Raw genomic sequence first — 26,755 nt, forward strand, 5'->3', positions numbered from 1 at the left:
GAGCACGCGTATGCATCGCTGCAATCGACAACGCTCCGGGCCACCCAAAGGTTCCCCCGCCGCTCTACACTCTCCGTATGCGCATCCTCGCCGTCGATGTCGGCACCGGCACCCAGGACATCCTCCTCTTCGACAGCAGCGGCCCCATCGAAAACTCGCCCAAGATGGTCCTGCCCTCCCCGACCGCCATCGCCGCCGCCCGCATCCGCCGCGCCACCCGGGACCGCCGCCCGCTCCTCATCACCGGCACGATTGCCGGCGGCGGCCCCTGCGCCTGGGCCCTCGAAGACCACCTCCGCGCCGGCCTCCCCGCCTTCGCCACACCCGACGCCGCCCGCACCTTCGACGATGACCTCGACCGCGTCCGCCAGCTCGGCGTCACCATTGTCAGCGACGACGAGGCCGCCCGCCTCGACGCCGAGCGCGTCACTCTCCGCGACCTCGACCTCGACGCCATACGCACCGCGCTTGCCGCCTTCGAAGTCCCCGGCGACTTCGACGGGATCGCCGTCGGCTGCCTCGATCACGGCGAGGCGCCGCCAGGCACCTCCGACCGTATCTTCCGCTTCGACCACCTTGCCCGCACCGTCCGCGCCCGCAACGACCTCCTCGCCTTCGCAACCGCACCGGATGCCCTGCCGCCCTACCTCACCCGCGCCCGGGCCACAGTCGATGCTGCCGCACGCGAGGCACCCGCCGCCTTCATGGATACCGGTCCCGCCGCCGCGCTCGGCGCCCTCCACGATGAGCGGGTTGCCGCTGCCGGCGAGTGCCTCGTCCTCAACCTCGGCAACATGCACCTCCTCGGCTTCCACCTCCGCGGGCGCACCATCGCCAGCCTCTTCGAACACCACACCGGCGAAGTCACCGACCAACAGGTCGAAGCGTTCACCCGCCGCCTCGCATCCGGCGATCTGACCAACGACGAGGTCTTCACCACCAAAGGCCACGGCGCCCTTCATGTCGACCGCACCATCGTCCGGCCCGGGCTCCCGCAGGTCGTCGCGGTCACCGGGCCCCAGCGCGGCCGGCTCGCCGGCTCCAGCCTCCGCCCGCTCTTCGCCGCACCGTTCGGCGACATGATGATCGGCGGCTGCTTCGGCCTCCTCCGCGCCTTCGCCGAGGTTCACCCCTGGGCCCGCGAGGCCGTCGAATCCCGCCTCGGCCCCCTCGCCGCCTGAGCCACGCCTTCCCGGCCTCACGCCGACCGCCGCGTCGGCTCCCAGCGCACCACGTTCTTTCCCGTGCGCTTCGCGAACAGCAGCAGGTCGTCCGCCCGCCGCAGCACGTCGTCCAGCGTTTCGCCCGGCGCCCGCACCGCGCACCCCACCGAAATCGACGAGGGCGTGTCCCGCTCCACCGCCGCCCGCAGCCGCTCGGCCACCTGGAGCGCCTGCGCCAGGTCCGCGCCCGGCATCGCCACCACGAACTCCTCGCCGCCGTACCGCGCCAGCAGATCCCCCTCGCGGATGTTCGCCCGCAATACCCCCGCCACCCGTTCAAGGACGGCGTCGCCGTGCAGGTGCCCGTGCTCGTCGTTCAGCCGCTTGAAGTCGTCGATGTCCATCATCAGCACGGCGTAGCCGAAGTCCGCGTCCGCGCGCAGTTCGAGCTGGCTCAGGAAGTGCCGCCGGTTTGGCAGCCCCGTCAGCGGGTCCGTCTCTGCCAGCGCCCGCGCCTGCCGCTCCGCCTCCCGCCATCCGGCCCCAACCTTGTGCGCCAGCGACGCCATCGTCGCCGCGATCACGAGCATCGTCGCCTGGTCCGCGTTCACCGGTGCGCCGCCGGCCCGCCACGCGGTGACTCCCTGCGCCACCGCGAGGTTGACCAGGATGAACGCCGCCGTCCGCGCGAACTCCCAGCCGTGCATTCGGCGCGCGTAGCCCACCAGCGCGTACAGGTAGGCCGCCCAGAACGGCGACAGCGGGTTGCCCAGCACAATCCAGCCCGATGAGATGCAGCTCACATCCAGCAGCGGAATGAGCGCCTCAATCGCCCGCACCGGGCGGTGCGTCGCACGCCGCCGCACCACGTACGCCACCCGGAAGATGTGGTACACCGCAATCCACGCCACCGCCGCCCGGCTTGCCGCCGAGTGGTCGCCGAACCAACCCAGCAGCTCCCCGGCGACAGAGAACGCCGCGATGGTGCCCTGCAGCGCCATCACATGGAGATCCTGTCGCGCCCGCTCCTCAGCGGGCACCCCGGGGAGCGCTCGTTCGGACCTGCCGGAGCGATGCTTCTCCCGTTTCACCTTCTACCCGCTAGTTCGGCCGACCCGTCCCCGCGGGTGAGTAGCCGTTGTGTGACGGCCCGGGAACACCCCCTCCAGCCAGCCCAAATCTGAACCGATAATCCCGGATCGCCTCAGCGGCCGTCGCCCCCGGCCCACGCCCGGTCCAGCGCCTCCGCAAGGTGCAGCACCTCCGCCCGCAGCCCCGCCTCGCGCACCGCCCCGAGGTATTGCAGGTGGCACCCGGGATTCGCCGTCACCACGGCATCCGGCCGCGCAGCCGCGAACGCCGCCGCCTTCCGCCGCCGCAGCTCCGCCGACATCCCCGGCTCCACCACCCCGTACAGCCCCGCTGCCCCGCAGCACGTGTCCGCGCCCTCCGTCTCCACCAGCTCGCACCCGTCGAGCGCCCGGAGCAGCGCCCGCGGCTCCTTCCGGATACCCTGCACATGTGCAAGGTGGCAGGCGTCCTGGTACGCCACCCGTGCCGCCAGCCTGCCCGCCGGCAACATTCCTCGCCCGGCCAGCCACTCCGAGAGGTCCTTTACACGCGCCGCGAACGCCGCCGCCCGCTCCTGCCACCCCGGTTCGCCGGCCAGCAGCTGGGGATACTCCTTCAGAGCCGCGCCGCAGCCCGCCGAATTCACGACGACCGCGCCCTCCGTCCGCTCGAAGGCTGTGATGTTCGCCTTCGCCAGCCGCCGCGCAAACTCCAGGTCCCCTTCGTGGGCATGGAGCGCCCCGCAGCACCGCTGGGCATCCGTCGCCTCGACCCGCGCGCCCGCCCGTTCCAGCACCCGCACCGTGGCCCGGTGCACCTCGCCGAACAGCTCCCGCATCACACACCCGGTGAACAGCTGCACCGGCTCCCCCGCTGCCGCTCCGCTGCGCCCCCGCAGCCCATGGAACGGCGCGCCCTGGTTCGCCGGCAGCTGGCGCGCCAGCGCCCCGAGCCGCCCCGGCAGCACCCGCTCCGCCGCCCCCCGGAACCGCCAGCCCGCGAACCGCCGCGCCGGCGCCGCCGCTGCCGCCAGCACCCGGGGCCGCGCCACTACCTGCCGCAGCACGAACCGCCGCACCCACAGCCACGTCCGCCCCGACGGCGGCGCCGCCTGGACCTGCGCCCGCGCGTGCTCCTGGATCCGTCCGTACGACACCCCGCTCGGGCAGGCCGCCTCGCACGCCCGGCACTGCAGGCAGCGCGACCAGTGCCCCTGCACCGCCGCAGTCAGCTCCGCCCGTCCCTCCTCCACCAGCCGCGCGAGCTGGATCCGCCCCCGCGGCGACTCCGCCTCCAGCCCGGTCACCAGGTAGGTTGGGCAGGCAGTCAGGCAGAGCCCGCAGTGCACACAGCGCGCCAGGTCCTCCGCTGCCGGCGCCTCGGCCGGGTTCGGCCAGCGGCCGCTCCGTCCCGTCGTTACCCCTCCATCAGAGCCCACCGATGAACCTCCCCCGGTTCCATCTGCCGTCCGGGTCGAACGCCCGCTTCGCCCGCGCAAACAGGTCAAAGCTCCCCGGCGCGTCGCCCCACGGCTCGACGTCCTCCCGGTAGCGCGGAGGCATCCGCTCGACGACCACGTGCCCCCCCGCCGGCGCCAGCAGCCGGCGCACCGTCTCGACCACGCCGCGCAGCTCCCGCGAGGCCGCGCCCTCGCGACGCCCCGCCACCGCCCGGACCATCCCCGCCAGCGGCCGCACGATCAGCAGCCCCGGCCGGCCGCGCCGCAGCCCGTCCGCCGTCGCCTCGAGCAGCGACCACGGCGTCGCCGCCCGCACGCTGACCACGTCCTCCTCCCGGAAGCCTGCATCCCGCAGCTGCTCGGCCCTGCCCGGCGCCCACGGCCGCGCCTCCCGCCCGCCGAGCACGCCCAGCACCGCCGGCATTGCCTCCGGCGCCAGGCGCAGCGCCAAAACCGCCCGGCCGGCCTCCTCCACCACGTCCGCCACCTCCGGCCGTGCACCAGCTGCCGTCACCCGCCGCACCAGCTCCAGCCCTGTCGCGAGCGACCCCACCTCCCACTCCGCCTCAATCGTCTCCCGGGCAGGCCACGTCCGCAGCGCCGCCTCCGTTATCACGCCCAGGCAGCCGAACGACCCGCACCACAGCCGCACCAGGTCGTACCCCGCCACGTTCTTCACCACCCGCCCGCCTGCACGCACCAGCTCGCCGTCGCCGCGCAGCACCGTCATCCCCAGCACCTGGTCCCGCGGCGCGCCGTACCCGCTCCGTTGCGGGCCGGCCATCGCCGCAGCCAGCGTCCCGCCCACCGTCGCCCGCCCGGGCAGCGGCGGGTCCAGCTTCAGCTCCTGTCCCCGGGCGCGGAGTACATTGTTCACCTCCGCAATGGTCATCCCGGCCGGCACCACCGCCGTCAGGTCGTCCGGCGCGTGCCGCACCTCACCCCGCAGCGCTTCCCCCAGCTCCACCACCCGAAACGGCTCTGCCGGCGGATACCCGACCTCCAGCAGCGTCCCGCCCCCGACCGGCACCAGCGTCTCCCGCGCACCCCGCACCAGCGCCGCCAGCTCCGCAAGGCTCGCCGGCCGCTCGATGCCGGAGGGCGCCGCGCCCGCCACGAGCACCATCGCTTCAGACATACGCATCCGGCCCCGCGGCCCGGACCGCCCCCGCGTGCCGCGCCATCTCGCCGCAGCCCGTCCCGCCCGGGAACACCTTGCACGGGTTGAACAGCCCGGCGTCGGCCCCGAACACCTGCCGCAGCCGCGCCATGTTCTCGAGGTCCGCCTCGCTGAACAGCCACGGCATGAACTCCCGCTTCTCCGCCCCGATGCCGTGCTCGCCGCTCAGCGTGCCGCCTTCCTCCACGCACACCCGCATGATCGCCGCTGCCGTCTCCAGCACCCGCGCTGCTGCCCCCGGCTCCCGCTCGTCGAACAGGATCAGCGGGTGCAGGTTCCCGTCGCCCGCGTGGAACACGTTCGCAATCCGCAGCCCCGACCGCGCCGAGATCTCCCCAACCCGCTCCATCACCGCCGCCAGCCGCGAGCGCGGCACCACCCCGTCGACAATGTAGTAGTTCGGCGCCAGCTGCCCCAGCGCCGGGATCGCCCCCTTCCGCCCCCGCCAGAGGAGCGCCCGCTCCTCCTCGCCCTGCGCCGTCCGCACCTCTGAAGCCCCGTGCTCGAGGCACTCCGCGCGCACCCTGCCCGCCTCCGCCTCCACCTGCCCCTCCAGCCCGTCCAGCTCCACCAGCAGCACCGCGCCGGCCCCCGGGGGGTACCCGACCCGGAACCTCGCCTCCACCGCCTCGATGCACAGCCGGTCCATCATCTCCATCGCCGCCGGGATAATCCCCCGCGCGATGATGCTCGAGACCGCCTCGCACGCCTGCCCCACCGTCGGGAACGCCGCCAGCAGCGTCACCACAGCCGGCGGAACCGGCAGCAGCCGCACAATCACCTTCGTCGCGATCCCGAGCGTCCCCTCGCTCCCGATGAACGCTCCCCGCAGGTCGAACCCGAACGGGTCCGGCGCCCGGCCGCCCAGCCAGCGCAGCTCCCCCGCCGCCGTCACCACCTCCAGCCCCAGCACGAAGTTCTGCGTCACGCCCAGCGCGAGGCAGTGCGGCCCGCCCGCGTTCTCCGCCACATTCCCGCCAATCGTGCACGCCGCCTGCGAACTCGGGTCCGGCGCGTAAAACAGCCCGTACTTCGCCGCCTGCCGCGAAAGCTCCAGGTTCGCGACCCCCGGCTCAACTACCGCCACCCGGTCAACCGGGTCAATCTCCAGGATGCGCCGCATCCGCGCCGTCGAGACCACCACCCCGCGCTTCGCCGGCACCGAGCCCCCGCTCAGGCCCGTCCCCGCGCCCCGCGGCGTCACCGGCACGCCCAGCTCCGTGCACGCGCGCACCACCGCCTGCACCTCGTCAGCCGACTCCGGCAGGACCACCGCATGCGGCACCGACCGCTCGACCGTCCCGTCGAATTCGTAGGTCGCCAGCTCCTCCGGCCGCCAGACCACCGCGCCCTCGCCCACCGCGCGCCGGAGCGCCGCCAGCAGCTCACGCCTCGTCGTCATCGCTCGCCTCGGCCGAGGCCCGGCACTCCCGGCACAGCCCGAACACCGCAAAGTGGTGCATGTCCGCCGCGAAGCCCAGCTCCTGCAGCAGCCGCTCCTCCAGCTCCCGGAAATACTCGGGCCCAATCTCGTCCACGCGACCGCACGCCGAGCAGATCAGGTGGTGGTGCGGCGCCTCCGGCGACCACTCGAACAGCACATCGCCCGACCCCATGTCCGTCGACGTCACCAGCCGCATCCGCTTCAGTGCATCCAGCGTCCGGTACACCGTGCTCAGGTCCACGAAGGGGTGCTCCCGGTGCACCTCCTCCGCAATCTCGGCCGCGCTCATGTGCCGCCCGCCGTGGCGCAGCGCCCGCACAATGACCAGCCGCTGGGGCGTCAGCCGGAAGCCCGCCCGCCGGAGTGTCTCCGCAATCTCGCTGTCGCAGCTCACGAACGAAGTCTACGTCCGCCGGCCCCGATGCGCCTGCCGAACCGCCGCACGCCTGCCGAACATCGAACCATGCCCTCCCTCGAAGAGCTCGATGCCGCCTGGCTCCGCGCCGCCCGCCAGCGCGCCGCCGCCGGGAGCTGGGAGCGCGAACCGGGCGAGGTCCTGGCCGCGCTCGCCGATGCGCCCCGCGCCGCCGCGCCTCCAGGCGCCATTCGCTGCCCGGCCTGCCCGGCGCCGCCGCCGCTCGCCCCCTACCGCCGGCCCGGCGGCTCGCCGCTCCCCGTCCACGTCTGCGAAACCTGCTGGGGCGCCTGGGTGCCGGATGCGATTGTCGCTGCCGGCATCCCGCCCGATGCCGTCCCGCCGGCGGTCGCCGCTGCCGGTCCCGCCCACGGCGGCTCCGCACCCGCAGCCCAACCGGCCCGCCCCTGCCCCGCCTGCAGCAGCCCGATGGAGCACATCCCTGCCGCCGGCGCGGTCCTCGACCGCTGCCCCGCCTGCCGCTCGACCTGGTTCGATACCGGCGAGCTCGCCGCCGTCTACGGCATGGTCCCCCTCGTGTCCGACTCGACCGCCAGTGCCGACGCCCCCGACGGTTCGCCCGTCCCCGCATGGCAGGTCGTCCTCGACCTCGCCCTCCTGCTCATCGCACCCCACCTCCGCCTCCGGCGGTTCTTCTAACCGCCGGCCCGGCGCCTCATCCCGGCCGCCGCCCTGCCGCCAGCACCCGCTTGAACGTGTACACGTATGGCGCCCGCTCGCCGATCTCCGCCAGCAGCCGCTCCCGGTACCGCGCCAGGTACTGCGCGTACAGCTCCGGCCCCAGCCGCCGCTCGTAGTCCGTCAGCAGCGTACCGCGGACCCACTCCACCACCTCGTCGCTCGACACCAGCCGGTGCACGTACACCTGCAGCCGCACATGGACGTCCGCGAACCCCAGCCCGTCCAGCAGCTCCGCGTACCGCTCCGGCGGCAGCACCGGCAAGTCGCGCACGTACCCGCCCAGTGCCGTCGCGAACGGCTCCTCCCGCGCCACGGCATGCGCAATCGTATGGGAGGGGTGGTCCGCGTTCGCCGGCACCTGGAACGCAAGCTGCCCGCCCGGCGCAACCAGCCTGGCCACCCGCGGGATTAGCCGTTCGTGGTCCGGCAGCCACTGCAGCGCCGCGTTCGAGAACACCACGTCGAACGGCCGCTCCGCCGTGAACGTCGCGATGTCTGCCAGCTCGAACCGGAGTCCCCCGCCGGCGAACTGCGCGGCCCGCTCCAGCATCGCCGGCGAGCTGTCGATGCCCAGCGTCTCCGCCGCCCCGAGCCGCTCGTGCAGAACCCGCGTCAGCTCACCCGTGCCGCACCCGAGGTCGACCGCCCGGCCGCCGGGCGCCGGCCGCACCAGCTCCAGCAGGTCGAAGAACGGCTGGCTCCGCTCGTTCCGGAATCGTTCGTACTGGTCCGGGTTCCAGTCCCCAGGCATGGGCACGCCTCGCTGCCGATGTGCCCTTGCCGCCCTGCCGTTGCGCCCCGCGACTCCCGAACCGGGCCGTTGGGCCCGGGACGCTCCCCCAGTGTACCTCCGGCTCCTCCCTACTTCACGACGCCCGCTTCCCGCAGCGCCGCGATCTCTCCCTCCGTGAGCCCCAGCCACCGCCCCAGCACATCATCGGTGTCGCCCCCGTGCTCCGGCATCGGCCTGCCCACCACCGGCGGCGTCTTCGAAAGATGAATCGGCGAATTCGGCAGCTTCAGCGTCCCCGGCAGGCCGTACGGCAGCGGGATATCCACCAGCATCCCGCGCGCCGCCACGTGCGGGTCATCGAACAGGTCAGCAATCGTGTTCACCTTCCCCACTGCGCACACGTTCGCCGGCTCGATGATCGCGAACCACTCGTCCGTCGTCTTCTCCTTCAGCGTCCGCGTCAGCTCCGCCTCCAGCGCATCCACGTTCTCCAGCCGCGCCCGGTTCGTCAGGAACCGCTCGTCCAGCGCCATATCGTCCCGCCCGATGATCGCGCAGAACAGCTCCCACTCCTTCACGTTCGCGATGACGATCCAGCCGTCCTTCGTCTCGAACGGCCCGAACGGCGCCAGCAGCGGGTGCCGGCTCCCCTGCCGCGTCGGGTGCTCGCCGAACGCCGAGTGCCGCACGATCGCGTTCTCGCAGAGCGCCATCTGCGCCTCCATCAGCGCCACATCCAGCAGCTGCCCTTCCCCCGTAATCTCCCGCGCCCGCAGGGCCGCCAGAATACCGAGGGCGAGGTACAGCCCGCCGACCATGTCGCCGATGCTCACCCCCACCCGCAGCGGCGGCCCGTCGCGATAGCCGTTCAGGCTCATCGTCCCGCCCATCGCCTGCGCCACCGCATCCACCGCCGCCATCGAGCTGTACGGACCCGTCTGCCCGAACCCGCTCAGCGCCGCGTAGATCAGCCGCGGGTTCACCTCCCGCAGCGCCTCGTACCCCAGCCCCAGCCGGTCCATCGTCCCCGGCCGGAAGTTCTCCGTGAGCACGTCGGCCTCCGCCGCAAGCCGCCGGACCAGCTCCTTCCCCTCCTCCGTCTTCAGGTCGATGGCAATCCCCTTCTTCCCCCGGTTCGGGCTGAAGAAGAACGTCGAAATCCCGTGGTAGTACGGCCCGAACCCCCGCTCCTTCTCGTGCGTGCCCGGGTGCTCCACCTTCACCACTTCCGCGCCGAGGTCCGCCAGCTGCATCGTCGCGAACGGCCCCGCAAGCGCCCACGTAAAGTCCAGCACCCGGATGCCCTCGAGCGGCCCCCGCATCGCTATCGCCCCTCGAACCGCGGCGGCCGCTTCTCGGCAAACGCCCTGGCGCCTTCGGCCGCATCCCGCGTCTGCATGATCTCCGCGTAGAGCCGCGCCTCAAGCCGCATCCCCTCCCGGAACGGCAGCTCCCACGCTCCCTCGTAGGCCGCCCGCTTCATCGCCTGCACCGCCAGCGGCGCGTTCTGGCACAGCTTTGCCGCCCAGTCCATGGCGAACGGCAGCAGCTCGCCCTGCGGCACCACCCGGTTCACCAGCCCATACCGCAGCGCATCCTCCGCGCTGATCCGCTCCGCAAACAGGATCATCTCCATCGCAATGCCGAACGGGATGTACCGCGCCAGCCGCTGCGTCTGGCCGCCCCCGGCCACAATCCCCCGCTTCGCGGCCATCGTCCCGAAGGTCGCATTCGGGCTGGCCACCCGCACGTCGCACCCCAGCGCCAGCGCCAGCCCCGCCGCAAGGCAGTGTCCGTTGATCGCCGCAATCACCGGCTTCCAGATGCCCTCCGGCGTCAGCCGGCCCCCGCCCCGCTGCTGGCTCCAGTCGTTCGCCTCGTCCTCGACGCTCTTCACGAGGTCGCGTCCCGCGCAGAACGCCTGCTCCCCCGCACCCGTCACCACCGCCACCAGCAGCTCATCGTCCTGCTCGAACCGGTCCCACGCCTCGCCGAGCTGGCGGTACATCTCCGGGTCGATGCTGTTCATCGCCTCCGGCCGGTCGAGCGTGATCAGGAACGTGCGGTCGCGGCGTTCGGTGCGGACAGGCATAGCCACATCCTACGCCCCGTGCGCCGTCCGTTCCTCCCCCTGCAGGCCCAGCAGCTCACGCCCGTCGCCCAGCGCGGCCAGCACCTCCGCCTTCGCCGCCGTGAACGCCGGCTCCGTCACGATCCCCGGCTCCCGCGGCCGCGAGAACGGTGCCGGCACCTCGGCCAGCACCCGGCCCGGCCGCGGCGACATCACCACCACCCGGTCGGCCAGCACCAGCGCCTCCTCCACGTCGTGCGTCACCAGCAGCACCGTCCGCGGCTCAATCGCCAGCACCCCCTGCAGCCACGCGTGCATCCCCCGCCGCGTGATCGCATCCAGCGCCCCGAACGGCTCATCCAGCAGCAGCACCGGCGACGGCACGAGGAAGGTCCGCAGCAGCGCCAGCCGCTGCCGCATGCCGCCGCTCATCTGCACCGGCCACGCCTGCTCAAACCCCTCCAGCCCGAACACCCCGAACAGCGCCCGCGCCCGCGCCCGGGCCTCCTTCCGGGGCACCCCCCGGATCTCCAGCCCGAGCGCAGCGTTCCCCAGCGCGCGCCGCCAGGGCAGCAGCAGGTCCTTCTGCGGCATGAACGCCACCAGCCCCGGCCGCCCGATCGCTGAGGCGCCCCCAACCTCGGCGATGCCGCCGGTGGGCGCGAGCAGCCCGGCCAGCACCCGCAGCAGCGTGCTCTTGCCGCAGCCGCTCGGCCCCACCAGCGCAACAAACTCTCCCTCGCCGACCTCCAGGTCGAGGCGGTCGATCGCCTGCACGTCCCTCCCCTTCTGCCGGAACGTGTGCGTCAGCCCCTCGACCCGGATCGCCGGCCTTCCCATCGCCCGATTATCGCTTCGGCAGGAACTCGTTCGTGAACGCAGCGTCCACGTCAATCTCTTTATCGATGAGCCCTGCGCGCCGCAGGTACTCAGTAAACGTCACCCACACCTCGCGGTCCTGGAGACCCCACGGCCGGCCCGGGTCCACATACCGCGTCGAGAGATACTCCGCGCTCACCTCCAGCAGCCTCCGGTCCGACTCCGGCGCACCCTTCATGATGGCGTCCGCCGCGGCCTTCGGGTCCTTCATCGCCACCTCGTAGCCGCGCACCGATGCCTCCATAAACTTCCGCACCACGTCCGGCTTCTCCTTAATCATTCGCTCGCTCGTCACAATCAGCGGCGTGTACCAGTCCGGGATGCAGTGCGTGTAGTCGATGAACTTCAGGCTGCCGACGTCCTTCTTCTCGACTTCCCGTGCCCGCAGCACATCCCAGAACTCGAACACCCAGACAAAGTCGAACCGGTTCGACTCCATCCCCGCAAGGTAGTCCACGTTCCCCACTTCGACGAACTTCACCTTCGAGGGGTCGCCGCCGTCGCACTTCACCAGCTCCGAAATCAGCTGGCGCTCCAGCACCCCGCCAAACCCGCCGTACGTCTTACCTTCAAGGTCGCGCGGCCGCGTAATCCCCTCGCTCTTCAGGAAGTACAGCGACGAGTCGTTGTGCTGGATAAGCGCAGCCAGCGCCACCACCGGCACCCCTTCCGCCCGCGCCGGGATGATCTCCTCCTGCGCCATCACGCCGAAGTCGGCCTTCCCCGCGGCCAGCACCTGCGCCGTCCCGCCGGCGGCCGGCTCGATGATCTTCACGTCGAGCCCCGCGTCCCGGTACCAGCCCCGGTCTAGCGCGATGTACACCCCGCTGTGGTAAGTGTTCGGCGTCCAGTTCAGCATGAACGTGACGGGCGTGAGCTTTCCGTCCCCGTCATCGTCGTCCCCGCCGCAGGCGGTCAGCACCGCCCCGGCCAGCAGCGCAGCGGCCAGCGCCGCTGCCCCCAGGAACCAGCGTTTCATGTCGTCTCCTCCTCTGTTTTGACGTACATCCACGGTGTCGCCAGCCGCGCCAGCACATGCACCGCCGCGAACAGCAGCATGCTCAGCAGCGCAATCAGCACCACCGCGACGAACACCCGGTCCACCCGGAACGATGTCTGCGCCCGGGTGATGTAGAGCCCCAGCCCGGAGCTCGCCCCGATCCACTCACCGACCACCGCCCCGCCAACCGCGTAGGCGGCCGCGATCTTCAGCCCCGAAAAGAACGCCGGCAGCGCCGCCGGCACCGCAATGTGCCGCAGCACCTGCAGCCGGTTCGCCCCCATCGAGCGGACCAGCCCCACCATCTCCCGGTCCGCGTGCATCAGCCCGTCGGCCGTCGCCACCGCCACCGGGAAGAACCCCCACAGCGCCACCACCACCACCTTCGGCGTCATCCCGAACCCGAACCACACGATCAGTAGCGGCGCCAGCACCACCATCGGAATCGTCTGCGAGACCACCAGCAGCGGCATCAGCACCCGCCGCACCAGCGGGACCCCGGCCACCAGCACCGCGATCGCCACGCCAGCCCCGGCCCCGAACGCCAGCCCCAGCACCGCCTCCGCCAGCGTCGTGCGGATGTGCTCCGGCAGCAGCTCCTTCGTTCCCCAGAAGCCGTCCCAAATCCGCGACGGCGCCGGCAGGATGTAGGTCCGGGTATCGAAGACCCGCACCCACGCCTCCCACGCCGCCACCAGCAGCGCCAGCAGCACCGCCGATGGCCCGTAGGCCGCGGCCAGCCGCCGCCCCGCCCGCGCAGCGTTCACGACGACCCGCCGTCCCGGAACTTCGCCGTCAGCGATTCCATCGTCGGCGGATTCGGCATCCGGCTCTGCGAAAACTTCACGATCGTCAGCACGCTCTCGGCGCCCGCGGCGAGGCACGCCTCGTGTGCCTCGCGCGCCACCCGCCAGACCTCGTCCGGCTCGCCCTCGAACGTCGTCCCCAGCGCCGAGACCTCGTACTTCAGGCCCGACTCCTGGATCACCCGGATCGCAGCCTCGACGAACGAATACGGCGCGCCTGGCTCCCCGTACGGCCGGGGCAGGCACTCGATTTCGACAATCATGCAGCGGCTCCTTTCCGCTGCCCGGTCCGAAAGGGTGCCCGCCCCCGGGCTCCGGCCCCTGGCCCTCGGCCAAAAAGAAACGGAGCCCGGGAAAGCCGGACTCCGTGCATCTGCGCCATGGCGCCTACGCCCGGTCTCCGTTCGCTTTCCCTACGCACGTCCGAACGTGGTCAGGTTCAAGGGGTGTGATCTCAGCCCGCGACCGGGCACCCCCAGCGAACACGAACAGCGCTGTTCAGTTGTCATTTCAAGACTAGCCGCTTCACCGGAGCCCCGCAACCGCCCCGCTCACAGCGGAGTCCCCGATCCGTCACCTGTTCGTTCCCCGTCGTTACCCCCCGTCGACCCCCGCCGGGCTGTCCACCGTCGATAATCCAACCGACAACTACCCGCCGTCATGGCGCGCGAAAGGCCCCCGTGAAACACGCCTGGCGCCACTGGATCCGCCCCCGGCTCGCCGCACCGCCCGGCGAACCCCTCCGCGTCACCGCCACGCGCAGGGCAGCGGTCGCCCTCGCGCTGCTCCTCCTCGTCACCGAGTTCGTCGTCGCATTCCGCTTCTCCGGCACCGCTGGCGCTATCCTCATCGCCTCAACCGCGGGGCTGGCCGCCTTCGCCTACCGCGGCCTCCAGGCCCTCGCAACCGCCTCCGTCCAGGCTGAAGACCCCGACGCCCACCGGCACCTCGTCGACCCCGAAACCCACCTCCCCAACCGCCAGCAGCTCATCGATACCCTCGCCCGCGACATCGCCCGCGCCGAGCGCTACCGCCATCCCATCACCCTCGCCATCGTCCGCATCGCCCAGTACGACGAGATCCGCACCGCCTGGGGCGCCGGCACCGCCGCCCAGGCCGTCCTCCATGTCGCCGAAACCCTCACCCGCATCACCCGCGCCAGCGATTTCCTCGCCCGGCTCGATGAGACCCGCTTCGCCGTCATCCTCCTCCAGTGCACCGGCACCCAGGCTGTCGCCTACGCCGACCGCGTCACCCTCGCAACCTCCAACCGCCCGGTCCGCTCCAGCGCCCGCCTCCAGGTCCCCCTCTACGTCGGCGTCGAAGTCACCGTCCTCGAGTACGATGCCGCCCGCTTCCGCGGCCCCCTCGAATTCCTCTCCCAGGCCGGCGGCGACCTCCTCCTCGAGTCCGTCCGCCCGCCGCGCTCCCGCCGCTCCGCCCTCGCCCACGACCCGCGCGCCATCCGCCAGCAGCTCGTCCGCGACTACTACCCTGAGGGCGAAGTCAAAGAGTTCGCCGACGCCTACCGCGAAGCCCGCTCCCGCAGCCGCCACGCCGGCTGACCGCCGCCCCCCACAGGTCCGCGAACAACCGCGGGGGAGCCGATTCGGCTCCCCCGCCTCGCCCGCGCTGCAGCGAAGAGTCGCGGCTAGCCCTGCTTCTGCGCGGCCTTCTCCGCCAGGTACGCCTTCAGCGTCTGGCCCGTCCGCCACATCGGCTCCGCGCCTTCCAGGCTGCAGATCTTCTCCCAGTTCGCCTGGACCCACTCGGCGTCCTTCAGCTCGCCCAGGCCCGGCTGAATCCCCGGCCCCTTCACGATCGCGGCCCGGTTAAAGTTCCCCGCGCCCGCTTCGATGATCAGGCCGCTGTCCTGGCACTCTTTCGAGACCATGTAGACCACCGCCGGCACCACGTACTCCGGCTTCAGCCGCTCCACCATTTCCGGCGGCATCACCGTCTGCGTCAGCCGCGTCCCGGCCACCGGCGCAATCGTGTTCACCATCACGTTGTACTTCGCGCCTTCCTGCTTCAGCACGTTCATCAGGCCCAGCATCGCCGTCTTCGCCGCGCCGTAGTTCGCCTGGCCGAACTGCCCGTAGATGCCCGACGACGAGGTCGTCAGCACCACCCGGCCGTACGCCTGCTGCCGGAACACCGGCCACGCGTGCCGCAGCACCGAGAACGTCCCCTTCACATGCACCGCGAAGACCTTGTCCCAGTCCTCCTCGCTCATGTTGTGGAACGCCACATCCCGCAGGATGCCCGCGTTGCAGATCACGATGTCCAGCCGGCCAAAGTTATCCAGCGCCGTCTTGACGATGTTGTAGCCGCCTTCGTACGTCGCCACGCTGTCGAAGTTCGGCACCGCCGTCCCGCCGGCCGCGATGATCTCATCGCACACCTTGCGCGCCGGCGCCGCGTCCGCACCCTGGCCGTGCGGGTCGCCGCCAAGGTCGTTCACCACGACCTTCGCCCCGCGCCGCGCCAGGTCCAGCGCGTACGCCCGGCCCAGCCCGGCGCCCGCGCCGGTCACCACCGCCACCTGTCCTTCAAACGAAATCGCCATCGAATCCTCTCAGTCCATGCGAAGTTTCCGGGCGCCGGGGCAGTCAGCAGGGGCGGCCCCCGCCCGTTCCAACCCGGCAGGTTACCAGCATTCGCTCATTCGCACCCGGCCGGCAGCCCCGGCGCCCGGTCGACCATCTGCGCGAACCACGCCTCCGTGCTCGCCACCCGCCACGCCAGCACGTCGCCCCCGCCGCGGAGGAACCCCTCCCGCACCGCCTGCACCGCCGACGCGTCGAAGACGTCCTGCCGCCGCGCCGCCCCCTCGAGGTGCCGGACGATCCACCCCTTCAGCGGGCCCTGCGCCCAGCTCCGCTGCGGCGGCGCATACGCCAGCTTGTCCCGCCGCTTCAGCACGCCGTCCGGCACAATGCCCTCCATCGCCCGCCGGAGAATCGCTTTGGTCGTCGCACCTTCCAGCAGCCACTGGGGCGGCAGCCCGAAGCAGAACTCCACCAGCCGGTGGTCGAGAAAGGGCAGCCGCACCTCCCGGCTGAACGCCATGCTGTTCCGGTCCGCATAGCGCAGGAACTCCGGCAGCTGCGTCGTCTGTTGCCAGCGCACCAGCTCGTTCCGCAGCCGGTCGCGGAACGGCGCAATCGTCGCCGCGTGCGCCGGCGCGTACCGGTCATGCACCTCCGGCGCCACCAGCGCCCCCGACCCAAAGTACCGCTCCGCCAGCCGGTCGCGCACCCTGGCCGGCAGCAGGTAGTACGCCCCGAACAGCGCCGGCGCCCGCAGCGATCCGTACCGCCGCCACGACCCCCACAGGAGCCCCGCCGCCCGGTCCAGCCTCCCGGTTCGCAGCCAGTGCGCGAAGAACATCCCCAGCGCCTGGGTATAACCGCCCAGCAGCTCATCCGCGCCCTGCCCGTCCAGCAGCACGGTCGTCCCGTGCTCCCGCGCCAGCCGCATCACCATCCACTGCGCAAACGGGCTGGTGCTCGCGATTGGCTCCTCCTGGTGGTACTGCAGCGCCGCGAACGCCGCCTCGAACGCCTCCGGCTCCACCCAGGTGTCGTGCCGGTGCACCCCGCACCGCTGTGCCACCAGGTCGATGAACCGGCCCTCATCGTGTGCCGCCGATGCGAACCGCGCGCTGAAGGTGTGCTGCTCGCCGAGTCCCAGCGCCTCCTTCATCGCGTGAATCGTGCACACAATGCTCGACGAATCGATGCCCCCGCTCAGCGAACTCCCGACCGGCACATCGCTCCGCAGCCGGATCCGCACCGCATCGAAGAACAGCGACCGGAACGCCTCCACCGCCTCCGCATGCCGCCGCGGCGTCTCCGCCGCCCGCGGCAGCCAGTACCGCCGCGGCGTCCCTCGCCCCTCCCGGTCCAGCACCAGGTAGTGCCCGGCCGGCAGACTCGCAATCCCCGCGAAAAAACTCTCCGCGTCCTGGTCGAGGTCGCCGCGGGCGATGTAGCGGTACACCGCCCGCAGGTTCGGCTCCCGAAGCTCCGGCCGCACCGCAAGGATCGCCTTCATCTCGCTCGCAAACAGCACCTCCCGCCCCGTCCGCGCCAGGTAGAGCGGCTTCTCGCCGAACCGGTCGCGCGCCAGCACCAGCTCCCGCCGCCGCTCGTCCCAGATGGCGCAGGCAAACATCCCGTTCAGCCGCGCGAACGCCCCCGTCCTCCACTGCGCAAACGCCCGCAGCAGCACCTCCGTGTCCCCCTGCGAGCGGAACCGGTGGCCCAGCCCCTCCAGCTCCCTCCGCAGCTCCACGTAATTGTAAATCTCGCCGTTGAACACCAGCACCAGCCCCGCCGCCTCGTCCGCAAACGGCTGGTCCGAGGCGTGGCTCAGGTCGATGATCGCCAGCCGCGTGTGCCCAAACCCGATCCCCTGCCCAAAGTAGCTCCCCTCCCCGTCCGGGCCGCGATGCCGCAGCCGCCGCGCCATGGCGAGCACGTCCTCCCGCGGCACCTCCCCGGCGCCGAGGGAAAGAATGCCGGCTATCCCGCACATGCGCGTCAGGCCTCCACCGCGCCGTCGCCCGCTCCCGGCGGCAGCAATCTGCCCGCATACTAGCAGCCGGCACCTCTCAGGGAAGTTTTCGCCAGCGGAAAGAAAACCATCCCGCCCGCGCGTGACGTATACTCCGTCCGATGCCCGGCAACATGTGGGACGACGCTGAAGAGCCCGGGGACCTCGACCTCCGCATCCTCCGCGTCGGCGCCCTCCCCGTCGAATCCGCACCCGGCGCCCTCCGCATCCGCCTCGAAACCACCCGCGGCCCCATCGAGGGCATCCTCCACCCCGTCGAAGGCGGCACCTCCGCAGTCATCTGTGTCGGCGGCGCCATGGGCGGCGTCGATGGCCCCGCGGACGGCCTGTACGCCCGCCTCCCTGTCCTCCTCGCCGATGCCCGCGTCACCGTTTTCCGCGTCGACTACCGCCAGCCCAACGTCTTCGAAGAATGCGTCCTCGACGTCCTCGCCGGCTGCTCCTTCCTCCGCGGCATCGGCGCCGAAGAACTCGCCCTCGTCGGCCACAGCTTCGGCGGCGCCGTCGTCATCAAGGCCGCCGAACTCCACCCCGCCGTCCGGGGCGTCGTCGCCATGTCCCCCCAGCTCTACGGCACCGCCGATGTCGAAACCCTCGGCCGGCCGCTTCTCCTCATCCACGGCATGTCCGATACCGTCCTCAGCCACGAGGCCAGCGAAGACATCTACCGCCGCGCCCGCGAACCGAAGCGCATCGCCCTCTTCGCCGAAGCCGGCCATTCGCTCATCCAGGCCCGCGATGCCATCGACCGCCTCCTCGCCGAGTGGCTCCCGCCTGCCCTCGCCGGCGCACCCCTTCCCGGCGGCCGCGAAGAACACGATATCCTCTAGCGCGACAGCACCCCGTAACCGGAGGAAGCCCCTGCCATGCGTTCGCCTGCCGAGGTCGTCAACGCCTTCATCGCCGAGTGGCAGCAGCCCCGCCCCGACCCTGCCCGCCTCGCCTCCTACTTCACTGAAGACGCCGTCTACCACAACATCCCCGCCCAGCCAGTGAAAGGCCCGGAGGCGATCGCCGCCGTGTTCCAGGGCTTCCTCGCACAGGTCGAATCCCGCGGCTGGGAAGTCCTCCGCCAGGTCGCCGATGGCAACTTCGTGATGAACGAGCGCATCGACCGCTTCGCCGCCGGCGACCGTCTCATCGAACTCCCCGTCGCCGGCGCCTTCGAAGTGCGCGGCGAGCGGATCTGCGCCTGGCGCGACTACTTCGACATGAACACCTGGCTCAAGGCCCTCTCCGGCAGCTAACCGGCCCCCATTACGGCTCCGTCACCACCCGCATCGGGCTCCATCGCCCGATGACCCCCTGCCCGTGGCAGCTCACCGACCGCCCATCCTCGATGTCGATCTCCGACATCAGCCCGAGCGCAGCCGTAAACCCCGTAATCCGGTCCGGCACGTGCTCGTACCGGTCGACCACCCTGCCGTCGGCCTCGAATTCGACCGTGTTCGCCCCCTGGTCGTAGGTGATCCGGTAGGCGTGCACCTGCCCCTGCGCCGTCGGCAGGTCGTGCAGCTCGTGGAAGATACAGAACGCCCGCGCCTCCCCCGTTTCCGGCAGCCGCGCACCCGGGAACGGCAGCCGCCCGTACACCGTCGCCACCGTGTCGCCCCCGGTGAAAAAGTCGAACGCCCACCCCGTCTCCAGGTCGAGCAGGTTCCACGAGACGTACCCGTCGTACAGGTCACCCGGCCGGGTGCCCACCGTCCGCGCCGCCACCTGGATTTCGAAGGTAATCCGCCCGCCCTCCGGCACGGCGAACCGCTCCTTCGAAAAGTACATGTGCTTGGCGTTGTCCAGGATCTGCACCCGGTCGTGCTTCCGCGTGTACGGCACCGCCGCAACCTGCAGCCACCCGTTCCGCACCAGCACCACCGCGTTCGGCTCCCGGTACTCCCACCGCGAACCATCCGGCAGCAGGAACGACCCGATCGCCCACGCCGAATCCGGCTCGAAAATCCGGTGGAAGTTCCCCACAATCCGTTCGCCCATCCCTCTCTCCTGTCGGGGCGTTTCGCCCTGGCCTTAGCCGCGCAGCGTGGCGCCGAACTCCCGGCCCAGCCGCGCCAGCAGCCCCTGGCCCACCTTGAGCGCCTCGTCGTCCGTCAGCGTCCGGTCATCGGCCCGCAGCCAGAGCCGCAGCGCCAGCGACTTCTTCCCCTCCGGCACCCCGGGCCCGCGGTACTCGTCGAACAGCTCCGCCCGCACCTGCACCCCCTGGCTCCGGTGCGACCGGACCAGCTCCAGCACCGCGCCCGCCGGCACCGCGGCATCGACCACCACCGCAAGGTCAAGCCTCACCGCCGGGTACCGCGAAAGCGCCTGGTAGGGCGGGCGCTCCGGCAGGTGCCGGACCAGGTCCTCCACCCACACCTCGAACAGGTACACCGCCTCGTCGATATCGAACGCCGCCGCTGTCTCCGGGTGCACCTGCCCCACGATGCCTGCCATCTCGCTCCCGACCCCGAACTTCGCCGTGTGCCCCGGCAGCAGCCCGTGCTCCTCCGCGGGGACGAACGTGCCCCGCACGCCGAGCGCACCGAGCATCGCTTCCACCGCACCCTTCGCATCGAAAAAGTCCAGCGCCTCGCCGCCGCCCACGCGCCAGCGCCCTTCCCGCGGCCCGCCCAGCACCGCGCACAGCACCGGCCGCTCAATCGGCAGGTCGCCCTCCACCGGCAGGTACTCGAAGCCAATCTCGAACAGCCGCAGCGGGCCCTCCGCCTGCCGCCGGTTCGCCGCAAACGATTCCAGCACCGAGCTCCGCAGGCTCGTGCGGAGGTAGGCATGCTGCGCCGCCACCGGGTTCACCACCCCCAGCGGGTTCCGCCGCACCGTGTCCATGGGGTCGGTCACCAGCGCCAGCTTCTCCCGCGTCGTCAGGGTGTAATTGATGACCTCCTGGTATCCCAGCGCCACCGCAAGGTCCCGCAGCCGCTCCCGCAGCGCCATCACCGGGTTCTCCTCCGGCGGCGGCAGCGTCCCCCGCAGCATCGTCGTCGGCAGCCGGTCGTACCCGTAAATCCGGCCGACCTCCTCCACCAGGTCGTCCGGGATCTCCACGTCCGGCCGCCACGGCGGAACCTGCACGCTGTACTTCGCCGGCGGCACGTGGTGGACCAGGAACCCGAGGTCGCCCAGGATCCGCCGCACGTCCTCCACCGGCACCTCAATCCCCAGCACCTGCGCTATCCGCGCCGCCTCCAGCAGGATCGTCCGCGGCGGCTCCTTGCTCGGGTACACGTCCACGATTCCCCGCGCAATCCTGCCACCGCACACCGTCTCGAACAGGTGCAGCGCCCGCTGCTGGGCGTACATCGCCATCTCCGGCCCGAGCCCCTTCTCGAACCGCAGCGAGGCCTCCGTTCGGAGCTTCAGCAGCGTCGACGTCCGCCGGATCGACCCCGCCCGGAAGTTCGCGACCTCCAGCAGCACCCGCGTCGTCCCCTCGTTCACCTCGCTGTTGCCCCCGCCCATCACCCCCGCCACGCCCACCGGGCCCTCGCCGTCGCAAATCAGCAGCATCTCACTGTCGAACTCCCGCTCCACCCCGTCGAGCGTCACCAGCCGCTCGCCCGGCCGTGCCCGCCGCGCCACAATCCGCTTCCCCCGCACGAGGTCGTAGTCGAACGCATGGAGCGGCTGCCCCGTCTCCAGCATGACATAATTCGTGATATCGACCACGTTGTTGATTGGCCGCATCCCGGCCTTCCGCAGCCGCTCCTGCATCCACGCCGGCGACGGCCCGATCTCGATACCCTCGATCACCGATGCCGTGAACCGCCGGCACAGGTCCGGCGCCTCAATCGCCACCGATACCAGCTCGCTGACGTCCGGGCCGCTCTCGCTGTACCGCCGGTCCGGCTCCCCCAGCACGCCGCCCGTCAGGGCCGCCACCTCCCGCGCGAACCCCACCATCCCCAGCAGGTCTGCCCGGTTCGCCCACGTCGAAACCTCCAGGATCACGTCGCCCAGCACATCCGCCAGCGGAACCCCGACCGGCGTCCCTTCCGGCAGCACGAGAATCCCCTCGTGCTCGTCGCTCAGCCCCAGCTCCTTCTCGCTCAGCACCATGCCCGCCGATTCCACCCCGCGGATCGGCCGCAGCTTGAGCGTCGTGGGCTCGCCGGTGTGCCCGTCAATCAGCCGCGCCCCTTCGCTCGCGAACGCCACCGTCTGGCCCACTGCAAGGTTTGGCGCCCCGCATACCACCTGCACCGTCTCCTGCCCCGTATCCACCGTCGCCAGCCGCAGCCGGTCCGCGTTCGGGTGCGGCTCCACCGCCACCACCTTCGCCACCCGCACCAGCGCCGGGTCCCACGTCTCGCCGATGACCCTCCACCCCTCCACCTCCGCCACCGCGTCCGTAATCCGTCGCGCCAGCTCCTCGATCGGCAGGCGGACGTCCACGTACTCCCGCAGCCAGCTCAGCGAAACCTTCATCTCGTCCTCTCCTCGCTCAGAACTGGCTCAGGAACCGCAGGTCATTGCTGTAAAAGTGGCGGATATCCTCGATCCCCCAGCGCAGCATCGCCACCCGCTCCACGCCGATGCCGAACGCAAAGCCCGTCACCCTCGATGAGTCATAGCCGGCGTTGTCGATGATCTCCGGGTGCACCATCCCTGCCCCGAGGATTTCGATCCACCCCGTCCCGTGGCAGGTGTGGCACTGCCGCCCGTCGCCCCGGCAGATGAAGCAGTCGATCGCCATCTCCACGCCCGGCTCAACGAACGGGAAGTACGAGTGGTGGAAGATAATCCGCCGGTCCGAGCCGAACATCGCCCGCGCCCACTCATACAGCACGCCCTTCAGGTCGCTCATCCGCACCCCTTCGTCCACCGCCAGCCCTTCGATCTGCGTCAGCATCCATTCGTGGGTCGCGTCGGTCGCCTCCTGCCGGTAGCACTTCCCCGGCACCACCACCCGCACCGGCGGCTGCGGCGTCCGCTCCATCACCCGGATCTGGTTCGGCGTCGTGTGCGTCCGCAGCAGCATCCGCCGCTTCCCATCGATGAGCGTATTCACCCAGATCGTGTCCCACATGTCCCGCGCCGGGTGGTCCTCCGGGATGCGCGCGGCATCGAAGTTGTACCGGTCCCACTCCACCTCCGGCCCCTCCGCCACCCGGAACCCCATCGCCTTGAACGCTTCGAGGCAGTCCCGCAGCGTCCGCGTAATTGGGTGGAGCCTCCCCAGCGGCTGCGGCCGTCCCGGCAGCGTCACATCCAGCGCCCCTTCCCGCGCCAGCCGTTCCAGCTCCGCACGCTTGAGCGCCGCCCGCCGCTCCTCCAGCGCCGCCTCCAGCCGCCCCTTCAGCGCGTTCACCGCCGCCCCGTAGGCCGCCCGCTCCTCCTGCGGCACCTCCCGGATGCCGCGCAGCAGCACTGTCACCCGTCCGTCCTGCCGCCCCAGCCACGCCGCCCGCCAGCGCTCCAGCGACGCCTCGTCTCCGGCCGCCGCAAGGCCCGCCAGCGCCTCCTCTTCGAGGCGCGAAAGATTCCCGGTCTCGGTCGTCATGGGCTTCCAAGTATAGGCGCACCCGTCCTTACCGTCCGTGGCCCCTCACCCCGCCTACACTCGCAGGGTGCAACGGCCCGCCCGCCCAACCCGTATCATCACCATATGCCTCGCACTCGCCGCGGCGCTCGCCGCCATCATCGCCGTCGCCTGCTCACGCGGGTCCGAACGCTCTGCCCCCGCAGGATACGCTGACGTGTCCTCCCAGCCCGAGCGCAAATCCTGGGCCGGCACCGAACCGGCTCCCCCCTTCCCGCCCGGCCTCACCTGGTTCAACGTCCAGCGCCCACTCTCCCTCGAAGACCTCCGCGGCCGCATTGTCCTCCTCGACTTCTGGACCGCCGGCTGCATCAACTGCCAGCACATCGTCCCCGACCTCAAACGGCTCGAAGCCGAGTTCGGCGACCGCCTCGTCGTCATTGGCGTCCACTCCGGCAAGTACGCCGAGGAGCACGAGGACGACACCATCCGCGAAGCGATCCGCCGCCTCGGCATCGCCCACCCCGTCATCAACGACGCCGACTTCCGCGTCTGGACCACCTACGGCGCTCGCGCCTGGCCTACCCTTGTGCTCATCGACCCGGCCGGCAACCTCGTCGGCTACCACGAAGGCGAAGGCGTTTACCCGCTCTTCCAGCCCATCCTCGCCTCGCTCGTGGCCGAATTCGCCGGGCGCGGCCTCCTCCGCACCGGGCCGCTCCCGCTCGTCCCCGGTGCACCGCCGGCCACGGCCACCCTCGGCTACCCCTCCGCCGTCGCGGTCTCCGCCGCCGCCGACCGCCTCTACATCGCCGACGCTGGCAACCATCGAATCATCGAAGCCGCCAGCTCCGGTGAGGTCCTCCGCGTCTTCGGCACCGGCCAGCCCGGCTTCGCCGACGGCGCCCCTGCCGAGGCTGCCTTCCGCGACCCCCAGGGGCTCGCCCTCTCCGCCGATGGCCGCACACTCTACGTGGCCGATACCCGCAACCACGCCGTCCGCGCCATCGACCTCGCCTCCGGCGAAACCCGCACCATCGCCGGCACCGGCCGCCAGCTCACCCGCCTTCCCCGCGGCCCCGAGCCCGCCCGCGAGGTGGACCTTGCCTCCCCCTGGGGCCTCGTCCAGGTCGGAAGCCGGCTCTTCATCACCATGGCCGGTGTCCACCAGGTCTGGGTGCTCGACCTCGCCGCCGGCACCATCGACGTCTTCGCCGGCACCTCCCGCGAAGGCCTCGACGACGGCCCCCGCCGGGAGATGGCCACCCTCGCACAGCCCTCCGGTATCACCGCCGATAGCGCCCGGCTGTACTGGGTCGACCCCGAAGCCTCTGCCGTCCGTACCGTCCCCATCGATGGCGACGGCGAGGTCCGCACCCTCGTCGGGACCGGCCTTTTCGACTACGGCGACCGCGACGGCACCGGCCGCCAGGGCCAGCTCCAGCACCCCCAGGGCATCGCCTTTGCCGACGGCGTCCTCTACATCGCCGACACCTACAACCACCGCATCCGCGTGCTCGACCCGGCCACCCGCCAGCTCGGCACCGCCGCCGGCTCCGACCGCGGCTGGTCCGACGGCGCCGCCGGCCAGGCCCGCTTCGCCGAGCCCGCCGGCCTCGCCTGGGATGGCCGCCTCCTCTACATCGCCGACTCAGCCAACCACCTCGTCCGCACCTTCGACCCGGCGGCCGGCACCGTCAGCACCCTCGCCCTCTCGAACATCGAACTCCTCCGCCCGCCGGCCGCCGGCCCCCTCGAAACGCGCGACCTCCCGGCCCAAACCGTCGCGCCCGGCGCCGCCAACCTGCGCATCGAAGTCGCCGCCCCGCCCGGCTACCACCTCAACGCCCTCGCTCCATCCGCCCTCGAGCTCGCCTCCAGTAACCCTGCCGTCATCGAGCCCGGCGAACACCGGCTCGAATGGCGCACCGACGACCCGTCCGTCAGCTTCCCCGTCCCGGTCATTCTCGCTCCCGGCAGCGCGGTCCTCACGGCTACCGTCTCCGCCTACTACTGCCGCGAGGGCCAGGAGGCGCTCTGTTTCGTCGCCCGGGTGGCCTACCGCGTCCCCATCGAGGTCGTCCCCGGCGCGCCCGTCGCCGAACCCCGCCTCCAGCTCGGCCTGCCCGAGCGCTGACCTTCGCGTATCATCCCCGCATCACTCCTGGAGGGGACCACGCATGGCCGTCCGCGGCTACATCCTCATCGAAACCGAAGTCGGCAAAGCCAAGTCCGTCAGCGCCGCCATCCAGAACTTCAGCTACCCCGGCGCCCGCCTCATCAATGTCGATACCGTCACCGGCCCCTTCGATGTCATCGCCCAGGTCGAAGCCGACGACCTCGACTCCCTCGGCAACGCCATCACCGAGGCCATCCAGAAGGTCAACGGCGTCCAGCGCACCACCACCTGCCTCGCTGTCCGCCTCGCCTGACCCGCTCCCCCTTCCCCGCTCCGCTACACTGAGGACCATGCTCCCCGTCACCAGCATGATCCCCGTCGAAGAGGCGCGCGAGCGCATCCTCGCGTACTTCGGCCGCCTCGAACCCGAGCGCAAGCCCCTCCTCGATGCCCTCGGCCAGGTCCTCGCCGAGGACGTCGTCGCTCCCTTCGATATCCCCCCGCTCGATAACACCGCCATGGATGGCTACGCCGTCCGCGCGGCCGATACCGCCGGCGCCAGCGAAGCCGCCCCCGTCCAGCTCCGCGTCATCGCCGACCTCGCCGCCGGCTACGTCCTCGAAACACCCGTCGGCCCCGGCGAAGCCGTCCGCATCATGACCGGCGCCCCGGTCCCGCCCGGCGCCGACGCCATCGTCCCCTTCGAAGAGACCGACGAAGCCCTCCGCGGCATCAACGAGGCCGCCCGCAAGGCCGGCTCCGTCCGCGTCCTCAAGGCCGCCAATCCCGGCGCCAACATCCGCCGCCGCGGCGAAGACGTCCAGGCCGGCTCCACCGTCATCCCCGCCGGCCGCGTCCTCCGCCCCTCCGAAATCGGCGTCCTCGCCTCCATCGGCCTCACCCACGTCACCGTCATTCGCCGGCCCGTCGTCGCCATCCTCTCCACCGGCGACGAAATCACCCCGCCCGGCGAACCCCTCCTCCCCGGCCGCATCTACGATGCCAACGCCTACAGCGTCGCCGCCCTCGTCCGCAAATACGGCGGCATTCCCCGCATCCTCGGCATCGCCCGCGATACCGTCGAAGACCTCACCGCCAAGATCCGCGAGGGCCTCGATGCCGACATGCTCGTCACCTCCGCCGGCGTCTCCCGCGGCGACTTCGACGTCGTCAAAGACGTCCTCGCCCGCGAAGGCAACATCGACTTCTGGACCGTCCGCATGCGCCCCGGCAAACCCCTCGCCTTCGGCGCTTTCACCGCGCCCGGCGGCCGCAAGGTCCCCCACCTCGGCCTGCCCGGCAACCCCGTCAGCTCCATGGTCTCCTTCGAACTCTTCGGCCGGCCGGCCATCTTCACCATGCTCGGCCGCTCCGACTGGGAGCGCCCCACCGTCCGCGCTATCTCCCGTGACTACGTCAGAAACCCCGATGGCCGCCGCTTCTACGCCCGCTGCATCGTCACCCGCGGTGATGACGGCCGCTGGTATGCCGACCTCACCGGCCCGCAGGGCTCCGGCATGCTCACCTCCATGAGCGCTGCCAACGCCCTCGCCGTCATCCCCGAAGACGTCCCCGCCGCCAATCCCGGCGACGAAATCGAGTGCATCATGCTCGACTGGGAGCACGCCCCGTAGC

General features: G+C 71.4%; 25 protein-coding genes and 1 riboswitch. Of the genes, 8 read left to right on the plus strand and 17 right to left on the minus strand.

All coding sequences use genetic code 11. From position 1 onward, the window contains the following. The first annotated feature begins 77 nt into the window (after nt 1-77). Entirely contained in the window at nt 78-1,181 is a 1,104-nt protein-coding gene (locus tag A9A59_RS13695; protein WP_165772528.1) for a DUF1786 family protein, read from the plus strand. A 17-nt stretch (nt 1,182-1,198) separates the two neighbouring features. Here the strand turns inward: A9A59_RS13695 and A9A59_RS05495 are convergent, their stop codons facing one another. The 5 genes from A9A59_RS05495 to A9A59_RS05515 form a co-directional block, all read right to left on the minus strand. Continuing rightward, a complete protein-coding gene (locus A9A59_RS05495; RefSeq protein ID WP_278286927.1) occupies nt 1,199-2,164 on the minus strand; it encodes a GGDEF domain-containing protein in 966 nt (321 codons plus the stop codon). Between the two features lie 203 nt (nt 2,165-2,367). Further along, entirely contained in the window at nt 2,368-3,672 is a 1,305-nt protein-coding gene (locus A9A59_RS05500) for a (Fe-S)-binding protein (RefSeq protein ID WP_165772529.1), read from the minus strand. Next, nucleotides 3,662-4,831, minus strand: a complete 1,170-nt coding sequence (locus tag A9A59_RS05505) for an FAD-binding oxidoreductase (protein WP_165772530.1) — start codon at nt 4,829-4,831, stop codon at nt 3,662-3,664. The genes A9A59_RS05500 and A9A59_RS05505 overlap by 11 nt, the downstream gene beginning before the upstream one ends. Beyond that, entirely contained in the window at nt 4,824-6,275 is a 1,452-nt protein-coding gene (locus tag A9A59_RS05510; RefSeq protein WP_098503330.1) for an FAD-binding oxidoreductase, read from the minus strand. The genes A9A59_RS05505 and A9A59_RS05510 overlap by 8 nt, the downstream gene beginning before the upstream one ends. Then, nucleotides 6,259-6,711 carry a Fur family transcriptional regulator gene (locus tag A9A59_RS05515; RefSeq protein WP_098503331.1) on the minus strand — a complete coding sequence of 151 codons (453 nt, stop codon included), beginning with the start codon at nt 6,709-6,711 and terminating at the stop codon, nt 6,259-6,261. Before A9A59_RS05515 ends, A9A59_RS05510 begins: the two co-directional genes overlap by 17 nt. 69 nt (nt 6,712-6,780) lie before the next feature. On the opposite strand from A9A59_RS05515, the gene A9A59_RS05520 reads away from it, so the two are divergent. Next, nucleotides 6,781-7,392, plus strand: a complete 612-nt coding sequence (locus A9A59_RS05520; RefSeq protein WP_098503332.1) for a TFIIB-type zinc ribbon-containing protein — start codon at nt 6,781-6,783, stop codon at nt 7,390-7,392. Between the two features lie 16 nt (nt 7,393-7,408). On the opposite strand, the gene A9A59_RS05525 is transcribed toward A9A59_RS05520, so the two are convergent. The 7 genes from A9A59_RS05525 to A9A59_RS05555 all read right to left on the minus strand — a co-directional run bounded on the left by A9A59_RS05525 (nt 7,409) and on the right by A9A59_RS05555 (nt 13,186). Next, complete coding sequence (locus A9A59_RS05525; protein WP_098503333.1) at nt 7,409-8,185, minus strand: methyltransferase domain-containing protein; 777 nt, start codon at nt 8,183-8,185, stop codon at nt 7,409-7,411. Nucleotides 8,186-8,295: 110 nt separating this feature from the next. Continuing rightward, nucleotides 8,296-9,489, minus strand: a complete 1,194-nt coding sequence (locus A9A59_RS05530; protein ID WP_098503334.1) for a CaiB/BaiF CoA transferase family protein — start codon at nt 9,487-9,489, stop codon at nt 8,296-8,298. Nucleotides 9,490-9,491: 2 nt separating this feature from the next. Further along, a complete protein-coding gene (locus A9A59_RS05535; protein WP_098503335.1) occupies nt 9,492-10,259 on the minus strand; it encodes an enoyl-CoA hydratase/isomerase family protein in 768 nt (255 codons plus the stop codon). A 9-nt stretch (nt 10,260-10,268) separates the two neighbouring features. Further along, nucleotides 10,269-11,078 (minus strand): ABC transporter ATP-binding protein, encoded by an 810-nt coding sequence (locus A9A59_RS05540; protein WP_098503336.1) that lies wholly within the window; start codon nt 11,076-11,078, stop codon nt 10,269-10,271. A gap of 7 nt (nt 11,079-11,085) precedes the next feature. Next, the gene (locus A9A59_RS05545; protein ID WP_098503337.1) at nt 11,086-12,096 is read right to left on the minus strand and encodes an ABC transporter substrate-binding protein; all 1,011 of its coding nucleotides are present in this window, start codon (nt 12,094-12,096) and stop codon (nt 11,086-11,088) included. Continuing rightward, the gene (locus A9A59_RS05550; protein WP_098503338.1) at nt 12,093-12,884 is read right to left on the minus strand and encodes an ABC transporter permease; all 792 of its coding nucleotides are present in this window, start codon (nt 12,882-12,884) and stop codon (nt 12,093-12,095) included. Before A9A59_RS05550 ends, A9A59_RS05545 begins: the two co-directional genes overlap by 4 nt. Continuing rightward, nucleotides 12,881-13,186 carry a thiamine-binding protein gene (locus tag A9A59_RS05555; RefSeq protein WP_098503339.1) on the minus strand — a complete coding sequence of 102 codons (306 nt, stop codon included), beginning with the start codon at nt 13,184-13,186 and terminating at the stop codon, nt 12,881-12,883. Before A9A59_RS05555 ends, A9A59_RS05550 begins: the two co-directional genes overlap by 4 nt. A gap of 129 nt (nt 13,187-13,315) precedes the next feature. Then, a riboswitch (TPP riboswitch) is annotated at nt 13,316-13,410 on the minus strand. A 193-nt stretch (nt 13,411-13,603) separates the two neighbouring features. Here A9A59_RS05555 and A9A59_RS05560 point away from each other — a divergent pair. Next, a complete protein-coding gene (locus A9A59_RS05560; protein ID WP_165772531.1) occupies nt 13,604-14,488 on the plus strand; it encodes a diguanylate cyclase domain-containing protein in 885 nt (294 codons plus the stop codon). Nucleotides 14,489-14,574: 86 nt separating this feature from the next. On the opposite strand, the gene A9A59_RS05565 is transcribed toward A9A59_RS05560, so the two are convergent. Then, nucleotides 14,575-15,492: an SDR family oxidoreductase gene (locus tag A9A59_RS05565; RefSeq protein ID WP_098503340.1), complete on the minus strand. Its 918-nt coding sequence runs from the start codon at nt 15,490-15,492 to the stop codon at nt 14,575-14,577. Between the two features lie 95 nt (nt 15,493-15,587). Beyond that, nucleotides 15,588-17,465: an asparagine synthase (glutamine-hydrolyzing) gene (asnB, locus tag A9A59_RS05570; RefSeq protein WP_098503341.1), complete on the minus strand. Its 1,878-nt coding sequence runs from the start codon at nt 17,463-17,465 to the stop codon at nt 15,588-15,590. Nucleotides 17,466-17,605: 140 nt separating this feature from the next. Here asnB and A9A59_RS05575 point away from each other — a divergent pair, with 140 nt between their 5' ends. Beyond that, the gene (locus A9A59_RS05575) at nt 17,606-18,334 is read left to right on the plus strand and encodes a dienelactone hydrolase family protein (RefSeq protein ID WP_098503342.1); all 729 of its coding nucleotides are present in this window, start codon (nt 17,606-17,608) and stop codon (nt 18,332-18,334) included. 36 nt (nt 18,335-18,370) lie between these two features. Continuing rightward, complete coding sequence (locus tag A9A59_RS05580) at nt 18,371-18,751, plus strand: limonene-1,2-epoxide hydrolase family protein (RefSeq protein WP_098503343.1); 381 nt, start codon at nt 18,371-18,373, stop codon at nt 18,749-18,751. Nucleotides 18,752-18,761: 10 nt separating this feature from the next. On the opposite strand, the gene A9A59_RS05585 is transcribed toward A9A59_RS05580, so the two are convergent. The 3 genes from A9A59_RS05585 to pheS are packed head-to-tail and all read right to left on the minus strand — an operon-like array spanning nt 18,762 to nt 23,022. Further along, the gene (locus A9A59_RS05585) at nt 18,762-19,496 is read right to left on the minus strand and encodes a DUF6081 family protein (RefSeq protein ID WP_098503344.1); all 735 of its coding nucleotides are present in this window, start codon (nt 19,494-19,496) and stop codon (nt 18,762-18,764) included. A gap of 33 nt (nt 19,497-19,529) precedes the next feature. Further along, the gene (gene pheT, locus A9A59_RS05590; protein ID WP_098503345.1) at nt 19,530-21,947 is read right to left on the minus strand and encodes a phenylalanine--tRNA ligase subunit beta; all 2,418 of its coding nucleotides are present in this window, start codon (nt 21,945-21,947) and stop codon (nt 19,530-19,532) included. A gap of 16 nt (nt 21,948-21,963) precedes the next feature. Beyond that, nucleotides 21,964-23,022 carry a phenylalanine--tRNA ligase subunit alpha gene (gene pheS, locus A9A59_RS05595; protein WP_098503346.1) on the minus strand — a complete coding sequence of 353 codons (1,059 nt, stop codon included), beginning with the start codon at nt 23,020-23,022 and terminating at the stop codon, nt 21,964-21,966. A gap of 67 nt (nt 23,023-23,089) precedes the next feature. On the opposite strand from pheS, the gene A9A59_RS05600 reads away from it, so the two are divergent. Genes A9A59_RS05600 through A9A59_RS05610 form a run of 3 tightly spaced genes read left to right on the plus strand, consistent with a single transcriptional unit; the run spans nt 23,090 to nt 26,754 of the window. After that, complete coding sequence (locus tag A9A59_RS05600; RefSeq protein ID WP_278286805.1) at nt 23,090-25,138, plus strand: thioredoxin-like domain-containing protein; 2,049 nt, start codon at nt 23,090-23,092, stop codon at nt 25,136-25,138. A gap of 43 nt (nt 25,139-25,181) precedes the next feature. Then, entirely contained in the window at nt 25,182-25,433 is a 252-nt protein-coding gene (locus A9A59_RS14025) for an Lrp/AsnC ligand binding domain-containing protein (protein WP_165772532.1), read from the plus strand. A 37-nt stretch (nt 25,434-25,470) separates the two neighbouring features. Continuing rightward, entirely contained in the window at nt 25,471-26,754 is a 1,284-nt protein-coding gene (locus A9A59_RS05610) for a molybdopterin molybdotransferase MoeA (RefSeq protein WP_278286806.1), read from the plus strand. Nucleotide 26,755 lies beyond the last annotated feature (1 nt).

It is taken from the genome of Tepidiforma thermophila (assembly GCF_002563855.1).
Taxonomy (GTDB): Bacteria; Chloroflexota; Dehalococcoidia; order Tepidiformales; family Tepidiformaceae; genus Tepidiforma; species Tepidiforma thermophila.